We start from the raw sequence: 16,434 nt of genomic DNA on the forward strand, positions 1-16,434 counted from the left end.
GTTCTGCAACTCATTAATGCTGTCTTGTCAGTTTACTCTCAAATGTGATGAGACCTGCACCAACCACAAGCAATAAGATACCTAAAAACTCAAGCCACACATGGCCTTTATGCGGCTTGATAATAGGTGTTTTTGAAGTAAGGCTGTATAAGCGTCTGCTGTCTTGCTCGCCAGGCTCTACAAACGAGATGCCCTTATAGTCAGCTGAGATAATAAATTTAAAATCATGCCTGCTAATCATTTCTCGACGTTTTGCATCTATTTTCTCGCGGCTTTGTTCAACGAGTAGCGTTCGCCAATCATGAAAAATGCCATCTGGTTCATTATCTTTCACTTCACCGTATGATTTGTACTCATAGAACATTGTATTGAATAGCTTTTCTTGATGCCCTAAATAAAACATGGCACAGCCTAGCGCACTCAACAGTATGGCAACATATATCAATGAGCGCTGTTTAATGAATTGTTTATTACTTTGTCGCTTATACCAAGCTTCAATGTCAGGCACATTAATCAACCTAGCTTTATCTGCCGAGTGTTTTAATGGCTCCATAAAGTCACAAATTGTTAGGTTGAGCGCCGTTAGTATCGAACGAAATGTGTCATTTGAAGGCACTGATTTATCGTTCTCAAGTTTTGATAGGTAACTTTGCTCTATCCCTATTTGCTCAGCAAATTCTGGTTGGCTTAGTTTTAGCTCACAGCGATAGTGTTTTAGTTGTGTTCCGAATGTACTCATAACGCATTTCCTTTTGTAGTGGAGCCACTATTCTTTGCTATTCATGCAGATATAAGAAGCTGAATAAATAGAAATAATTAAGAATATTAGCAAGATAGGAAGAAATATACGAGATACGAGATACGAGATACGAGATACGAGATACGAGATACGAGATACGAGATACGAGATACGAGATACGAGATACGATGTCAGTATAAGAGAAAAGTACGCTGTAATGTAAAGATTTATCTAATCATTTGTTTGAGGAAAACAAATGGCGGAGTGGACGGGACTCGAACCCGCGACCCCCGGCGTGACAGGCCGGTATTCTAACCAACTGAACTACCACTCCGCAGTGGTATGTGCATGGGGTAATGCACTTAATTTGTTTATGATATCAAATGGCGGAGTGGACGGGACTCGAACCCGCGACCCCCGGCGTGACAGGCCGGTATTCTAACCAACTGAACTACCACTCCGCAGAGATATCATTGTTATTACTTAATTTGTTGGCGGAGTGGACGGGACTCGAACCCGCGACCCCCGGCGTGACAGGCCGGTATTCTAACCAACTGAACTACCACTCCGCGATACAAATTTTGTAATAAAATAGCGTTTAAATAGTGGCGGAGTGGACGGGACTCGAACCCGCGACCCCCGGCGTGACAGGCCGGTATTCTAACCAACTGAACTACCACTCCGCAGTATCTAATGCTATTTATTTTCCTATTGGCGGAGTGGACGGGACTCGAACCCGCGACCCCCGGCGTGACAGGCCGGTATTCTAACCAACTGAACTACCACTCCGCAAAGAAAAATGTTTTACAACCATAAGTTGTGCAAGTAATTGGCGGAGTGGACGGGACTCGAACCCGCGACCCCCGGCGTGACAGGCCGGTATTCTAACCAACTGAACTACCACTCCAGCGCATACTTACAAATTGTCGAAAATTGGCGGAGTGGACGGGACTCGAACCCGCGACCCCCGGCGTGACAGGCCGGTATTCTAACCAACTGAACTACCACTCCACATTTTCGTTGCTGACTGAGTCTCCCCTGACAGCGGCGTGAATAATACGAATCACCCTCTGGTTCGTCAAGGGGTTTTTTGTATTTTTACAGGTTTTTTAGTCATCTGACATCGAAAGGTTTAAAATTTCACCTGATTTGTCATTTTTTGAGCCGTTTTTGCCAACTTCATTTTCATTCGTTGCTTGCTCATCATTTTCGGTTTGATTTTTTTTCTTTAAAAACGGTAACGAAAATTTAAATTTAAGCGGTTTCTTTTGAACAAAAATTCTAATTGCTAGCCAACCCAATAAAAGTACGGTTAAATTTCCAACAACAATTAAGGTCACCATGAGCATGGTGGATGTTTTTTGTTCTTCTTCAAGAATTCGTTGTTGCTCCGCTTGCGCTTCTAAATCAATTTCAGGGCGAACAATTTCTGGTACAGCTTCAATTGGGCGCTCTATTTCAAATTTATAAGTAGGTAAAGTAGCCATAAATTCACGGTCATTTATATTGCTACCAAATACAGAAAGCTCGACACTGTATCGACCCCAATCATAATTTTTAATGGCAAGCTCACGTGTTTGCGATTTATCAGCATCTAAAGAGAACATTTGCTCTTCATTATTGGGGTAATATATTTTTCCTTGAATAAGCACTGTTTCTGGTTTGACGATTTCAGGATTTAAGGTGATCGTTAAAATGTGATCATCTTCATCTTGCTCAGCAAGTGCTATTTCGTAAGCAAAAGGCGGTTCGTGCACGACAATGGGTTTTTGTACCACGGTACGCTTTAATATAGGGGTTTCTATATAAAGCTCGGGTTGCCACTCCCCGGCTGGGAATATCAGCTTAAATTCACCGGTAAACACACCATCAAGAGGACGCTCATCAAAGCCACGCCCATCATCTCTAAAATCGGTAACACTTTGCGTACCTGCGCCAAAGTTTGCGAAATCACTATTATTCGTGCTGACAAAATCAACGTGTAGACTTATTACATCACGAAACTGGCCAACTTCTATAGGCTCACCATCATTTAATACGCGGCCAGTCAGTTTGACTGTTTCTCCACGAAACAGCATAGGCGGGAGTGGATCAACATTAAGCTCTATTTCACCCAGCACCATTATACGGCTATCTGGCAAAATGCTGCCGACTACTTGCCAGGGACCAGGCATTGGGTTGCTGATGGTGATCAAGTCATAGCTTAATTCATCATGCCAGTCGAGGTCATCATTTTTGACTGAGTCAGTAGCATAGTACTTGGTACCATCAGGGCGAACTAAAACAACGGCAGGCGCACCGCGCTTACGAAAGAAGAGTAAAGTAACTTTATCGATTTTATGGTCAATACGAAAACGGTTCTCTAGCAGGGGAATTTCATTTTGCACCCCATCACGTTCTAATGGGGTTATTTTATCTTGCTCGTTGGCAAATCCCGTTAAGGGAATTAAACACACTAATCCTGCTAGTAGTTGTTTTCTCATTTTATTACCCTATTCTGCACGCCATAAGCATTGACCACCTTTAGCGACCAAGTCTAAACGCTCTTCATGAGCGGCGTGCTCTTGTTCTGTTGCTCTTAATACGACAAGCGGTGCTCTATCAGCACTAAGTCGGCGAATACCACCAGCTTGTTGTGTTGAGCTTTCATCTTTATTTTGATTAAGATTCAGCTTTACTTGTCCACCCGTCATAGAAAGGTAAACATCTGCTAGAATTTCGGAATCCAGCAGTGCGCCGTGTAAGGTACGCTTTGAGTTATCAATATCGTAACGACGACAAAGTGCATCAAGGTTATTCTTTTGACCTGGATGCAAGTCACGCGCCATTTTCAAAGTATCAAGTACACTACATACATCGGCAGTATTCGGAAAACCTTGATTTAACAATGCAAATTCATTGTCCATGTGACCGATATCGAACGCAGCGTTGTGGATTACAAGCTCAGCGCCGCGAATATATTCTAAAAATTCATGAGCAATCTGGTGGTATAAAGGCTTATCACGCAAAAATTCATTGGTTATACCGTGAACGTCTATCGCTTCTTCTTCTATTTCACGCTGTGGATTGATATACACATGAAAGTTGTTGCCAGTAAGGCGGCGATTAACAAGTTCAACACAACCGATTTCAATAATGCGGTGGCCTTGCTTTGGGTCAATACCCGTGGTTTCTGTATCTAAAACTATTTGTCTATGTGCCATATCGTCTTAAGCCTGACTCTGGTATCTTTCTATCATCACTTTATTGTACACAATATCAAGGTAAAACAGTGCAGAAAACCGTAGAGATTTACACCGATGGATCATGTTTAGGTAATCCAGGGCCTGGAGGTTATGGCATCGTGATGCGATACAACGGCCACGAGAAGCAATTAAGTCAAGGTTATACCCTAACAACAAATAATCGGATGGAAATGCTCGCAGCTATCGTTGCACTAGAAACCCTCACCCGCTCTTGTCACGTCATTCTGACAACCGATAGCCAATATGTGAAACAAGGGATTGAGTCATGGGTCGAAAATTGGAAAAAACGCGGCTGGAAAACAGCAGCAAAAAAGCCAGTCAAGAATGTCGATTTATGGAAACGACTTGATGCAGCATGCCAACAGCATGACGTAGAATGGCGCTGGGTAAAGGGCCATAGCGGCAATAAATATAATGAAATTGTTGACGATCTTGCTCGCGAAGCTGCTGGCAGCGATAAATTACTTGAAGACACAGGTTACGACGGTAATTAAGGAGGCTTGAAATAAACTTGGCGCAGGCCGTTTTATATTTTTGTTATATGGTATAAGATTTGGCTATAAAGAATTATAAAGGACTCATTATGGCTCTGCGCATTCACTCTTTTTATCATCAACAAAGCGCCACTCTCTGTTATTTAGTTAGTTGTGAAAGCACTAAAGATTGCTTGCTGATTGATGCACCCGCTGATTTTGATATGCCAAGTGGTGAGTTAAGTTTTACAACAGCCAATGAGATCATCAGCTACATAAAGACTGAGCAGCTCACATTACAATGGCTACTTGAGACCCATGCACATGCTGACCATATCACCGCAGCAAGTTATATAAAGCAACAATTACAAAACACACATCCCTGTAAGCTTGGTACAGGCGAAGGGATCACACACGTTCAAAAACACTTTAGCCAACTTTATAATCTAGATATGCCATGTAATGGTGAACCGTTTGATGCCTTATTTGCTAATAAAGCACAATTTCAGTTAGGTGATTACACGGTTGATGTGATTGCCACACCGGGCCACACTCCTGATAGTGTGTGTTACCACATTGATGGCAATGTATTTGTAGGTGACACCTTCTTTATGCCAGACAGCGGCACAGCCCGCTGTGACTTCCCTGGCGGTAGTGCAGCCGAGTTATATGATTCACTACAACGTATTTTAGCTTTACCTGACGACACGGTACTTTGGATGTGTCATGACTACCAACCAGATGGCCGCCCTCTCGCGAACAAAACCACAGTGAAAGAGCAGCGTGAGCAAAACATTCATTTAAAAGGCGATAAACAAAGCTTTATTGCAACTCGGGAAGACCGCGATGCAACTTTAGCTGTACCAAAGCTGCTGCACCCTTCTATTCAATTAAATATTCGTGCAGGCCAATACCCAAGCAAAACGGATACTCACCAACACTATTTAGCTATCCCGCTCACAGTGCTGCTTTGATGTTTGTCTAAGCCCAGCTCCTTTTACCGGCGAAAATTGCGGCCTTGCATGCCATTTAGGTTTAATTGGTGTAAGCGGGGCCACACGTTTTCGAGCCACCAGCATATAAACACTCCCCATTGGCTTTAAATATTGTTGACCAAAACTACGCCAAGCAGCAAAGCGTGATAAACGGCTCCCTCTTGCAAGCGATGAATGGATAAATCGCTCATCCGAAATAATCTCAAAACCCAATAGATTCAGCCAATCTTTTACTCGCGACGGTGTAAAAAAGCGCCCTGTCCAAGGAAGCTTTTGGCGACTAAAAGGTAAAAGCTGCGCCAATCCACACAAGCTAAACGGGTTAAAGCCCGTGATCACCAGATAGCCACCGGGAATTAAAGTACGGTGTGCTTCGCGTAAGATGTGGTGCGGATCAGAATGATATTCTAAGCAATGCGATAAAATACATGCATCAACACTGTGCTCATAAAAAGGCAGTTCGTCTACATCCGCAATTACACCGGTAAATAACCCCTGCTCTGCTACACAAACTTGATGCTTAATAGGACTTTCACTAGTTGCCAGCTCACCACTTAAATTACCAAGTTTGAGCATGTGATAGCCAAACATGCGTGGCAGCCATGGCGTTAGCTTACGTTCAATTTCAGCACGTAAATAGTCACCATGAGGGAACTGCTGCCAAGAGTATGGCTTAGGACCTTCTTGAAAACTAAGGGCTGGTTTCATTTTCTGAGCTCGTTATACTGTGTGTTAACTGTCACTTTATAGAGCAATTAAACATGGTGCAAGTTAAAGCAATTAAAGCCTTTTCTGATAATTACATTTGGTGCATCAGCAATGAGGCTGAGCAAACTGCATGGGTTGTAGACCCAGGTCAAGCAGAACCTGTTTTAAACTACCTAAACGAGCAAAACTTAACACTTTGCGGTATTTTGATTACCCATCACCACTATGACCATACCGATGGCGTTGCTGCACTGGTTAAGGCATGTCGTGATATTCCGGTTTATGGGCCAAGACATAGCCCTTTTAAAGGCATTACTCATGGCGTATCAGAAACGGATAAAGTCACTGTGTATGATTACACTTTTACCGTGCTTGCGACACCCGGTCATACCCTAGACCATGTTTGTTACATTAATGACGAATTAAGTTTTACTGGCGACACCTTATTTAGTGCTGGCTGCGGACGATTATTTGAAGGCAGTGCTGAGCAAATGTGGCACTCGCTATGTAAATTAAGAGCCCTGCCAGATGAGTGTAAAATCTATTGCACTCATGAATACACGCAAGCCAACTTAGCCTTTGCAAAAGCCGTTGAACCAAATAATGAATACCTACTCAACTACAGTGATAAAGTAGATATGCTGCGCGCCAACGGCGAAATAAGCCTGCCAACTCAGTTAGGCGTTGAAAAACAAATAAATCCATTTTTGCGTAGCAACGTAGCAACTATCACCGATGAGCTGCCTGATGAGCTAAAAATTAATTTGGATCTGAATGAACCTTGGCAACGCTTTTCAGGTCTCAGAGCTTGGAAAGATAACTTTTAAATAAACGTAAACGCCAGTGTTTACAATTTTGTATATTTAGATCAGCATCTTGCAATAATAAGCTGACATAAACTGGTCATAAAGTGGCAATATGTTCTCAGAGCAGGTAATATTCGCCGAGTTTTTTTACCTGATGTATGGGTATATATGTATAAGTCTCCTTTAGTTTTATCACTTGCGCTGATTTTAAGTGGCTGTCAATTAACAGCCTCTGACTCAGCAAGTACAGATGTTGCGAACAATAATGTTGAGCAACAATTAGACGGCGCAAGTCCGAGCGACATCAATGATGCATTGATGATCAACGCTCAGTATCAACAATTAACCGATATTGATGAGCCGCCTCCTGTATTTGATGATGTATGGGAACGTATTCGCTACCAGCTTTCGATTGATGTGCCACAAAACCGCCCTGTTGTTGCTGAGCGTAACTATTATGCGCGTCATCAGGCCTATTTAGATCGTATCTCGAAGCGAGCTGAGCCATACCTATACTTCATTGTTGAAGAAGTCGAAAAACGTCAAATGCCAATCGAAATTGCCCTTTTACCCATTGTAGAAAGTGCATTTGACCCATTTGGCTATTCGCACCGCAGTGCTTCAGGTATCTGGCAATTTATGCCACAGACCGGTGAGCGTTTCGATTTAAAACAAAACTGGTGGTATGACGGTCGTCGTGACATTGTGCAATCGACCCGTGCAGCGCTAGATTACTTATCATATTTACACAAAACCTTAGAAGGCGATTGGCTAAATGCCATTGCGGCCTATAACTCAGGTGAAGGTCGTTTACTTCGCGCCATTAAAAAGAACCGTAAAAAGCATTTACCAACGGATTTTTGGTCACTTGATTTACCAAAAGAAACCACTTCGTACGTACCAAAGCTGTTAGCGCTGTCTGATCTAGTAAAACGCAGCGACGAGTTTGGTGTGAAGTGGCAGCCAATTATTAATGCTCAAGTAGTTGAAGCGGTTAATGTAGGTAGCCAAATCGACTTGGCACTCGCTGCTGATATGGCAGATATTAGCTTAACTGAACTTTATCGTTTGAACCCTGGTTTTAATCGCTGGGCGACTGATCCAAATGGACCGCACTTTTTATTATTACCGTCAGATAAAGTTGAATCGTTTTCTGAGAGACTAGCAAAAACAGAGCAAAAAGACCGACTGCGCTGGCAGCAATATGTGGTTGCACGTGGTGACAGCTTATCTGTGATTGCGAAGAAGTTTTCTACAAGTACAAATGCCATTAAAACGCTGAATAAACTTTCATCGAATACTATTCGTGTTGGTCAGCAATTACTTGTGCCACTAAGTGATGGTGAGATAAATAGCCAGCATTTACCAAAATCAGTACGTATGGCAGCGAATAAAGCAACACGTAAAAAGCTAAGCCATAAAGTCGCCAGTGGCGATACACTTTGGGATATCAGCCGTGAGTACGATGTGACTATTGCAGAACTAGCAACATGGAATAAGCTGAAAAAAAATTCAGTGCTTCGTGTTGGTCAAAAGCTAACTGTATATAAGGAAGAAAAGTCACAACTTGCTGCGACACAAACCAAAGAGCGAACAATTACCTATAAAGTTCGTCGTGGTGACTCGTTAGCGCGAATTGCCGCTAAGTTTAATGTTTCTGTGCAAGATATTATTAAATGGAACTCATTAGCTGGACAAAAATACATTCAGCCTGGGCAAAAGCTTAAGTTAAAAGTTGATGTACGAAGCGCATAACGGCTTCATTTTATGTTAAAAAAAGAGCGCCTTTAGGCGCTCTTTGTCTCTCTCACTTAGTATTTATGCTTTAAAGCCCATAAGTGTAATAACTCATTGGCAATGGTCGCTGCGGCAATCGCGGTTAATTCACTTTGATCATATGATGGCGATACTTCAACCACATCCATACCGACCATATTAATGCCCTTCAATGCACGAAGCACCTTAAGCACTTTATCGCTTGTTAAGCCACCACACACAGGTGTGCCTGTCCCTGGAGCGAATGCAGGGTCAAGGCAGTCAATATCAAAGGTTAGATACACAGGTAAGTCACCCACGCGTGCTTTGATTTGCTCAGCGATATCTTGTGCAGGTAAATCATTGGCAGCCATTGCATCAATCACCGCAAACTCATGTTTGCTCTGATCAAAGTCAGTACGAATACCAATTTGAATACTGTGTTCAACATCAATGAGTCCTTCCATCGGCGCATGATAAAACATGGTACCGTGATCATAACGTGAGCCATTGCTGTAAGTATCTGTGTGAGCATCAAAATGAACTAATGCCATCTTACCGTATTGCTTAGCATGGGCGCGCAGTAAAGGCAAAGTCACAAAATGGTCGCCACCTAAGCCTAATAATGTTTTACCTTGACGAAGAATTTGCTCAGCCGCTAATTCTAATTGCGCTGTAAAATATTCTGGGTCACCTACTGGGTAGGTAAAATCACCAGCATCAGCTAATTTTAAACGCTCAAACAACGGGAACGTCCACGGGTACTTGATTTCTTCCCACGCAAGGTGCACAGAGGCACGACGAATTGCATCAGGGCCTAAACGTGCACCTGGGCGACCAGAGGTCGCCAGGTCAAATGGTAAACCTAGCACCACTACATCGGCATCGATTGCAGTGATGTTTTGCACCATCGGCTGACGTAGAAACGTCATGCCGTTTGAATATAACGAATGATCTGTGTGGTCAAACAATGTCGACATTGCTTATAACTCTTCTAAATAAGTGTAACCATTTAAGCCAGTTTGCAACTCATCTAATACGCTTTGCTGCTCTGATTCTGGTAATTTTGCCGCTACCAGTTGGGCGTAAGATTGCTGAAAACCTTCTACATCTAAATGTACATAACGCATCATGTCAGCAACGGTATCACCCTCGTTAACTTCAGTGATTTTCGCCTGACCCTGCTCGTCCATTTTTATAATTGCACTGTGCGTGTCACCAAATAAATTATGCATATCACCTAAAATCTCTTGGTAAGCACCCACTAAGAAAAAGCCCATTAAATAAGGTTTTTCTTCGCTAAATGCTGGTACCGGCAAGGTGCTTTCAATACCTTGACCATCGACATAGTGCTCCATAGCACCATCTGAGTCGCAGGTAATATCAAGTAACACTGCACGCTTTTGTGGTGCCTCTGTCAAACCACTTAAAGGCAAAACAGGAAACACTTGGTCAATACCCCATGCATCCGGTAATGACTGGAACAATGAAAAGTTCACAAAAAACTTATCTGCTAAACGCGCATTTAATTCATCAATAATCGGACGATGAAAACGGTTTTTGTTATCCATATGTTTGTTAAGTTCATAACATACACGTAAGTTAACTTGCTCCGCCCATGCTCGCTCTGTTAAATCTAATAAGCCAAGTGCAAATTGATTATGTGCTTCGGCTAAATCACCTTGGCTATCATGATAAATTTCAATTAATGCACGGTCGTCATTGTCATCACTTAACTGCTGCCATGATGTCCACATATTCTTTAACAGTAGGGGTGCATCAGCGGCTGGCGCTTGAATGTCCTCTGGTACATAGCTTTCGGTACCAATAACATTCGAAATCAATACAGCATGGTGCGCTGTTAACGCACGACCTGATTCAGAAATAATGCGCGGCATGGGTTGCTCATATAACTTACAGGTATCACCAATGGTGTATACAATGTTATTAGCGTATTCACTTAAGCTGTAGTTCATTGAGTTATGAGACTGGCTTCGTGTACCGTCATAATCTACCGCTAAACCGCCACCTACATCTAAACAATCAATTTGTGCACCTAATTTGCGTAACTCACAGTAAAAACGCGCAGCTTCACTCACACCTAAGCGAACATCGCGGATGTTTGCCATTTGCGAGCCAAGGTGAAAGTGTACAAGTTGGATCAGATCAAGTTGATCAGACGCTTTTAAACGATTAACCACACTGAGTACTTGCGATGCCGACAAACCAAATTTCGATTTTTCGCCACCACTTGCTTGCCACTTGCCCTTACCTTGCGACGCTAAACGTACACGAATACCAATGCGTGGCTTTACGTTTAACTCTTTTGCTTGGCTAAGCACCATGTCTAGCTCAGACAGTTTTTCAAGAACAATGTAAACCTTGTGACCTAGCTTCTCGCCAATCAGTGCTAAACGAATGTATTCTTGGTCTTTATAGCCATTACATACAATTACAGCACTGGTTTTTTCAGCCATGGCTAAAACCGTTAATAGCTCAGGTTTACTGCCCGCTTCTAGACCCAATTGCTTCTTTTCAATATCAGCTTGGCTTGCAACTATTTCTTCAACAACTTCGCGTTGTTGGTTTACTTTAATTGGATAAACAAGCAAATAGTCTTTCGGATAACCATAATTTTCAATCGCCGTGTTAAATGCCTGACATAAGCTATGTACACGATGATGTAAAATTTGTGGAAAACGAACCAACGCAGGCAAGCTTAAGCCTTTGTCTTGTAATTGCTGTGCGATATCGATTAGTGCAATGGTTTGCTCTGGGGCATGGGCCTTTGGCGCAACATACACATCACCTTGATCATTAATACCAAAAAAACCTTGGCTCCAATGACGAACATTGTAACTCGTGCGAGCTTGTTCTAGTGATGTTGTCTCTTTCATCTATCTTTCTCTTTTATTTTAGTAATGCCAAAAACGGCAAGGGTTGTTGCCGCGCATTAAAAGAAAAATAGTGATTCAAGTCCAACAAGAATTTTTACTCGTAACGAGTGATTTTTAATGTGAAAAACGAATCGATAATTCCCTACCCATACTCAAAATTATTTAAGGACAGGCACTGTAAACAAGAATACATATTAGTGGACTGTTTTTCATTTTAGAGTATTTTAGAGGACAGGCATTTTAGAGGACAGGCACTACTTTTGTGATTTCATCTGCTTTTGTTGAGTTCGATCCCAAACGCCTCCATGCCTCATATTGCTCGTTATCATGCCACGTAATACCGATGTACTCTTGCCAATTTTCAAAGTCCTTTGTCCGAAACTTTTCAACCCCACACCCTCCTGCACCAAAAGATGTGCGGCAAATTTTTACAGTAAGATAAGTACCATCAAAATTAAGCTGTGATTGTTTATCAGTGCAAACACTTAAAGGCCGATAAGGAAATGTAAGAATAACTTTTGATTCTATAGTGCCATTATGATTGAAGACACCAGTTAGGGAGTGACATGAGTTTAAGTAGAACTGGGTGGTATCAATAGTAAAGTCGGGTTGCTTACTCTTAGAAGTAATAGATACTTGTGACTTATCACCACAGGCAGTAATCAAAAAAATCGTAACAAAACATATGAATTGTAAGGAATATTTATAAATTAGGATAACCTCAATAAAACATGGCTTAATACCTAACTTACTGGTTAAGCCCTAACTCCATAAATAAACTTTGTGGATTTTCGCTATAGTTACCAAACGGACCACAACGATTGAAGCCTAAGTTTTCATATAGGCTAATGGATTCTGTTTGTTTAGGGCCTGTTTCTAATCGAATAAGCGGAATTTGCTGCTCACCTGCGTGATGCAAGAGTATTTGCATAATTCGACGTGATAAACCTTTACCACGGTAACTTGGTTTTACATATAGGCGGCGGATCTCACCATATGGAGGATTGCCTTCTTGCATCACGATTGCACCACAAGCAACGATACCATCTTCATTTTTCAAGCCAATGGCATAAACATTAGGTTCAGCAAGTCCTTCAACACTTAAGGATTGAGCGGTTGCAACAGGATATAATGAGTTTATGAGTCGGTCTATATCAGAAAACACGTGTACTACTTCAGGATCATGTGGATTTAAATCGACTAACTGCATAAAACTCCCATTTTTATATGTCGTTTTTGTTAATGATGTTAACAATGATATCGGATATTAGTTTAATCCTCTACTGTTGTTTTCAATATTCATTTTTATAGGTACTGTTCAGACCGCCATACTATCGCTTAGTTCAACAGTATGTAACTGAAAAAACGCCCAGTTGATAAAAATTAAAGTCCAACCTACACCGCTCAATTAAAGATTAATGATTTTTACTGACAACTTTAAGAAGACAGTCACTTTAGTTTTTAATTTAACTAAAATGGACAGGCACTTAAAAATAAAAACCTTAGACTTAGGTTAAAACTCCTCTCAATCTCTCTAAACTTGACCTTGCAAAGCCCGCTTAACTATAAAGGTCTTTCTTTTCCTTTAATCTTAAAACTGATTTTGATTAATTTGAGAAACGCTAGCCATTTCAAAGTAATGGTTTTAAAAAATAATATTACAAAAATCACATAAAAGAATTAACTAGCTAACAGTAATAGACTATTAGTCCTGTTACTTCGCCGCTTTCGAGCAGTTTTACTACAGTAGTTTTCAATAGCTTGTATTCGACCTACAGCACCGTGAAATAAATGTTCAAACTGTGTTGTTAATGTTAGCCAATTTGCTGGCTCGAGATTAAGCCTCTCAAGGATAGGAGGTAAATGATGATCTATATATCCGCGTTTATCCGTGCTAATACGACGCCCTGTCTGCTCTACAAGTAACAGGTATGACTTTAACTCAAAAGGTATTCCCTTTGATTTATTCTTGTTCATACCACCAACAAAACGAGCTAGTAGCTGAGGTTGTTTTGAATTCTTCGCACTTTGGCTTCGCTTTTTAAAACTTGTATAGTTAGATTGCTCTGGGGTCCTCGCAACCTCTGCACGAACAGGGTTTAAATCAACATAGGCCATGCACGCTAAAAGAGCAGATTCATCAAGTAGTGCTTGGCTCTTGAAGCGCCCTTCCCAAAAATGCCCGGTACATTCGTCTTCTTTATTTGCACGCCTGGCAATATACTCATTAAGCATTCGCATGAACCAACTAATACTAGAAAGGCGCGCTCTGTATTCTACAACCTCTTTATTTAAAAAGGCCTGTTGAACGTCACTCAAGTGCTCACCACGGAGGAAGTTTTGACCTAAAGGCGTCATTTTACTGAGCTTATTCCAGCGTAGAAGAACGGCCTTATCGGTTAACCTATTTGCTTTTTTATCATCTACATAAAGCACAATATGAGTATGATTACTCATCACGGCATAAGCACACACATCAATACAAAATACCTTCGCAAGAACAAGCAGACGATCTTCAACCCACCCTCGGCGATGTTCATATGATTTACCTGTGAGAGTATCTTCTCCGCAAAGGTAGGCGCGTCTAACGCATCGGGATACACAGTGATAGTATTTAGTATTCGACAAACAGATTTGCCGCTTCCTTGCTATAGCCATCGTCCACTCCTTGAACCGATAATTTAAAATGCATGGGCTGTAACTAAAGTGTAGACAAAAACTCTTGTGCTGCAAAAACAGTTAAGTGTAATGACTGTCTATTTAAATTTCTTCCCTTGGAATACAGCTGAGAGCTAGGCTTAAAGTGACTGTCCATGTAAAGAGTTAGTCCATGTAAAGAGTTAAACACTTTGTTACGGAAAAAAGCTGTTCAAATATCGTTAAAACCATATACTGCAAACAACAAGAAAAAAGATGAGGTTTTCTCGTGCAGTTCACTCAAGGTATGGAATACTTCTTTTCTGGCTTTAAGTTAATTAGCCAAAAGGGGTTGAAACGTTTTGTACTTATTCCTTTAACAATCAATATCCTGCTTTTTGGTAGTTCGCTGTTCTTTTTGTACGGTTGGCTCACTGATGGCTTTGCTTACATGAACTCGTTATTACCAGAATGGCTTAGCTGGCTCGAATGGCTAATGTGGCCGATTGCCGTGCTGGTGATTTTATTTAGTTACAGCATGCTCTTCACGGTTATTACGAATTTTATAGCAGCCCCATTTAACGGCCTGCTCAGTGAAAAAGTTGAGCTTTACTTAACTGGGCAAAAAATTAATGATGATAGCCTTTTCGATACAATGAAAGATGTGCCACGCATGCTAGGACGAGAGTGGACAAAACTTTGCTATTACCTACCACGCGCTATTGGCTTTTTTATTTTATTGTGGATTTTACCTGTGATCGGGCAAGTTTTATGGGTGCTTTTCACCTGTTGGATGTATGCCGTTCAATATGAAGACTACGCTTTCGATAACCATAAAATTAGCTTTAACGAAATGAAAGGTGACTTAAAGCAAAAGCAAACCTTGTCCTATGGTTTTGGTTTAGCTGTAATGATTTTAACTGCAATCCCAATTGTTAACTTAATTGTCATGCCTGTTGCAGTATGTGGAGGCACACGTTTATGGGTCGATAATTACCGAAGTAAATATCGAACTTAAATTAGATGTTTAATCGTCTAATTAAAAGGCCAATAGTTTTAGCTATTGGCCTTTTAATTTTCAAATTGATGCTAACTGTAAAGGCTTTGTGGAACCTTAGTTACATTCAAATGTACTGTGACCTCTTCACGATCGTGATACAAATGCTTGGCTTGCAGCTCGTAGCTCACTCCATATTTATCAAGCTCTTCTTTGATCATTTTCAAACATTCGTAAACGCTGTCAAAACGTTTTTTCATAGGCAACTTGAGATTAAAGATTAGCTCTTTAGCGTAGGCATTAACTGCCCAATCAATCATAAGATTAGTCACTTTTGTCGGCTTCTCTACCATGTCACACACTAACCACTGAATATTGCGCTTTTCAGGGCGATATTTAAAACCATCTACTCTGAAGTGCTTAACCTGCCCTGTTTCCATCAAATCATCATTCATTGGGCCATTATCGATTGCGCTTACAAACATTCCACGGCGCACTAGCTGATAAGTCCAACCACCTGGGCAAGCGCCTAAATCAACGCCTCGCATGCCAGGTTGCATACGTTCTTCGGCTTCATGGGGGGGAATAAACACGTTAAAGGCTTCATCGAGTTTTAAGGTAGAGCGGCTCGGCGCATCATTAGGCATACGTAAGCGCGGAATACCCATAAAGAAAGGCGAGTTGTTAAATGTATACGAATAGCCGACATAAGCACTGTCATTTGCTAAAAATAACACATGCATTACTGGTTTCTTCTCTGCAAGCTCGCGAGTTACCTTCGAGCGCTTTTCAAGCGACTTTTTCAGTGGCGTCGAAATCTTTTTGCAGAACTTAGACAGCTCTTTACCTTCGTTAGTATCGGGCGTTTCTACGCGTAAGTCACCACATTCAGGAAAGTCAGCGGCAGCATCAACAATGGCACTAACACGGTCTTCAAGTGGCATATTATCCACTAGAGTGCCAGTAAACCATTGACGCGCAAATACCATATTTTTGAAGTCGACTTTTTTTATGATTTCATCGCCGTGACTTGCATCAAAACATTCATAAACAACAATACCTGTATTTGGTTTTGTTTTAACGTAACCTGCAAAGCCTTGTTCAGCAGCTTGAAAGGTAATTTCAGCAGCGGCATCATTTTCAAAACCACTGCGACAATAAATAATTACACTCGACATAGAT

General features: G+C 41.4%; 14 protein-coding genes and 7 tRNA genes. 5 read left to right on the top strand and 16 right to left on the bottom strand.

All coding sequences use genetic code 11. The features are described from left to right. Window positions 1–13: 13 nt before the first annotated feature. The 10 genes from HYD28_12670 to dnaQ form a co-directional block, all read right to left on the bottom strand. On the bottom strand, window positions 14–739 hold the full coding sequence (locus HYD28_12670; GenBank protein QLE09745.1) for a helix-turn-helix transcriptional regulator: 726 nt from the start codon (window positions 737–739) through the stop codon (window positions 14–16). 257 nt (window positions 740–996) lie between these two features. Further along, window positions 997–1,073: transfer RNA gene (locus HYD28_12675), tRNA-Asp, on the bottom strand. Between the two features lie 50 nt (window positions 1,074–1,123). Further along, window positions 1,124–1,200: transfer RNA gene (locus tag HYD28_12680), tRNA-Asp, on the bottom strand. A 31-nt stretch (window positions 1,201–1,231) separates the two neighbouring features. Continuing rightward, a tRNA-Asp gene (locus HYD28_12685) sits at window positions 1,232–1,308 on the bottom strand. 37 nt (window positions 1,309–1,345) lie between these two features. After that, window positions 1,346–1,422 (bottom strand) — tRNA-Asp (locus HYD28_12690). Between the two features lie 29 nt (window positions 1,423–1,451). Next, window positions 1,452–1,528: transfer RNA gene (locus tag HYD28_12695), tRNA-Asp, on the bottom strand. Window positions 1,529–1,569: 41 nt separating this feature from the next. Next, window positions 1,570–1,646: transfer RNA gene (locus tag HYD28_12700), tRNA-Asp, on the bottom strand. Between the two features lie 27 nt (window positions 1,647–1,673). Continuing rightward, a tRNA-Asp gene (locus HYD28_12705) sits at window positions 1,674–1,750 on the bottom strand. Window positions 1,751–1,848: 98 nt separating this feature from the next. Further along, window positions 1,849–3,222, bottom strand: coding sequence for a TIGR03503 family protein (locus HYD28_12710; protein QLE09746.1), 1,374 nt, complete (start codon window positions 3,220–3,222; stop codon window positions 1,849–1,851). A gap of 9 nt (window positions 3,223–3,231) precedes the next feature. Beyond that, on the bottom strand, window positions 3,232–3,942 hold the full coding sequence (gene dnaQ, locus HYD28_12715; GenBank protein ID QLE09747.1) for a DNA polymerase III subunit epsilon: 711 nt from the start codon (window positions 3,940–3,942) through the stop codon (window positions 3,232–3,234). Window positions 3,943–4,010: 68 nt separating this feature from the next. Between dnaQ and rnhA the strand changes: the two genes are divergently transcribed. After that, entirely contained in the window at window positions 4,011–4,478 is a 468-nt protein-coding gene (gene rnhA / locus HYD28_12720) for a ribonuclease HI (protein ID QLE09748.1), read from the top strand. An 89-nt stretch (window positions 4,479–4,567) separates the two neighbouring features. Further along, complete coding sequence (locus HYD28_12725; GenBank protein QLE09749.1) at window positions 4,568–5,431, top strand: MBL fold metallo-hydrolase; 864 nt, start codon at window positions 4,568–4,570, stop codon at window positions 5,429–5,431. Here HYD28_12725 and HYD28_12730 read toward each other — a convergent pair. Then, a complete protein-coding gene (locus tag HYD28_12730; GenBank protein ID QLE09750.1) occupies window positions 5,402–6,160 on the bottom strand; it encodes a methyltransferase domain-containing protein in 759 nt (252 codons plus the stop codon). The genes HYD28_12725 and HYD28_12730 overlap by 30 nt on opposite strands. A gap of 53 nt (window positions 6,161–6,213) precedes the next feature. Here HYD28_12730 and gloB point away from each other — a divergent pair, with 53 nt between their 5' ends. Beyond that, entirely contained in the window at window positions 6,214–6,987 is a 774-nt protein-coding gene (gene gloB, locus HYD28_12735) for a hydroxyacylglutathione hydrolase (protein ID QLE09751.1), read from the top strand. Between the two features lie 147 nt (window positions 6,988–7,134). Further along, window positions 7,135–8,721, top strand: a complete 1,587-nt coding sequence (locus HYD28_12740) for a LysM peptidoglycan-binding domain-containing protein (protein QLE09752.1) — start codon at window positions 7,135–7,137, stop codon at window positions 8,719–8,721. Between the two features lie 56 nt (window positions 8,722–8,777). Here the strand turns inward: HYD28_12740 and speB are convergent, their stop codons facing one another. The 4 genes from speB to HYD28_12760 all read right to left on the bottom strand — a co-directional run bounded on the left by speB (window position 8,778) and on the right by HYD28_12760 (window position 14,276). After that, window positions 8,778–9,701 carry an agmatinase gene (gene speB, locus HYD28_12745; GenBank protein QLE09753.1) on the bottom strand — a complete coding sequence of 308 codons (924 nt, stop codon included), beginning with the start codon at window positions 9,699–9,701 and terminating at the stop codon, window positions 8,778–8,780. A gap of 3 nt (window positions 9,702–9,704) precedes the next feature. Then, entirely contained in the window at window positions 9,705–11,618 is a 1,914-nt protein-coding gene (gene speA / locus HYD28_12750) for a biosynthetic arginine decarboxylase (protein QLE09754.1), read from the bottom strand. Between the two features lie 748 nt (window positions 11,619–12,366). After that, entirely contained in the window at window positions 12,367–12,828 is a 462-nt protein-coding gene (locus HYD28_12755; GenBank protein QLE09755.1) for a GNAT family N-acetyltransferase, read from the bottom strand. A gap of 470 nt (window positions 12,829–13,298) precedes the next feature. Next, entirely contained in the window at window positions 13,299–14,276 is a 978-nt protein-coding gene (locus HYD28_12760) for a transposase (protein ID QLE09756.1), read from the bottom strand. Window positions 14,277–14,544: 268 nt separating this feature from the next. Between HYD28_12760 and cysZ the strand changes: the two genes are divergently transcribed. After that, window positions 14,545–15,273, top strand: coding sequence for a sulfate transporter CysZ (gene cysZ, locus HYD28_12765; GenBank protein ID QLE09757.1), 729 nt, complete (start codon window positions 14,545–14,547; stop codon window positions 15,271–15,273). A gap of 71 nt (window positions 15,274–15,344) precedes the next feature. Here cysZ and rlmM read toward each other — a convergent pair whose 3' ends face one another. Further along, complete coding sequence (gene rlmM / locus HYD28_12770) at window positions 15,345–16,430, bottom strand: 23S rRNA (cytidine(2498)-2'-O)-methyltransferase RlmM (protein ID QLE09758.1); 1,086 nt, start codon at window positions 16,428–16,430, stop codon at window positions 15,345–15,347. Window positions 16,431–16,434: the final 4 nt, after the last annotated feature.

Origin of the sequence: Pseudoalteromonas shioyasakiensis, from assembly GCA_013391845.1 — a bacterium.
Taxonomy (GTDB): Bacteria; Pseudomonadota; Gammaproteobacteria; order Enterobacterales; family Alteromonadaceae; genus Pseudoalteromonas; species Pseudoalteromonas apostichopi.

Excerpts from the sequence above, each read along its gene's own strand:
- HYD28_12670 (QLE09745.1), bottom strand. The coding sequence starts at position 739 with ATGAGTACATTCGGAACACAACTAAAACACTATCGCTGTGAGCTAAAA.
- HYD28_12710 (QLE09746.1), bottom strand. The coding sequence starts at position 3,222 with ATGAGAAAACAACTACTAGCAGGATTAGTGTGTTTAATTCCCTTAACG.
- dnaQ (QLE09747.1), bottom strand. The coding sequence starts at position 3,942 with ATGGCACATAGACAAATAGTTTTAGATACAGAAACCACGGGTATTGAC.
- HYD28_12725 (QLE09749.1), top strand. The coding sequence starts at position 4,568 with ATGGCTCTGCGCATTCACTCTTTTTATCATCAACAAAGCGCCACTCTC.
- HYD28_12730 (QLE09750.1), bottom strand. The coding sequence starts at position 6,160 with ATGAAACCAGCCCTTAGTTTTCAAGAAGGTCCTAAGCCATACTCTTGG.
- gloB (QLE09751.1), top strand. The coding sequence starts at position 6,214 with ATGGTGCAAGTTAAAGCAATTAAAGCCTTTTCTGATAATTACATTTGG.
- HYD28_12740 (QLE09752.1), top strand. The coding sequence starts at position 7,135 with ATGTATAAGTCTCCTTTAGTTTTATCACTTGCGCTGATTTTAAGTGGC.
- speB (QLE09753.1), bottom strand. The coding sequence starts at position 9,701 with ATGTCGACATTGTTTGACCACACAGATCATTCGTTATATTCAAACGGC.
- speA (QLE09754.1), bottom strand. The coding sequence starts at position 11,618 with ATGAAAGAGACAACATCACTAGAACAAGCTCGCACGAGTTACAATGTT.
- HYD28_12755 (QLE09755.1), bottom strand. The coding sequence starts at position 12,828 with ATGCAGTTAGTCGATTTAAATCCACATGATCCTGAAGTAGTACACGTG.
- HYD28_12760 (QLE09756.1), bottom strand. The coding sequence starts at position 14,276 with ATGGCTATAGCAAGGAAGCGGCAAATCTGTTTGTCGAATACTAAATAC.
- rlmM (QLE09758.1), bottom strand. The coding sequence starts at position 16,430 with ATGTCGAGTGTAATTATTTATTGTCGCAGTGGTTTTGAAAATGATGCC.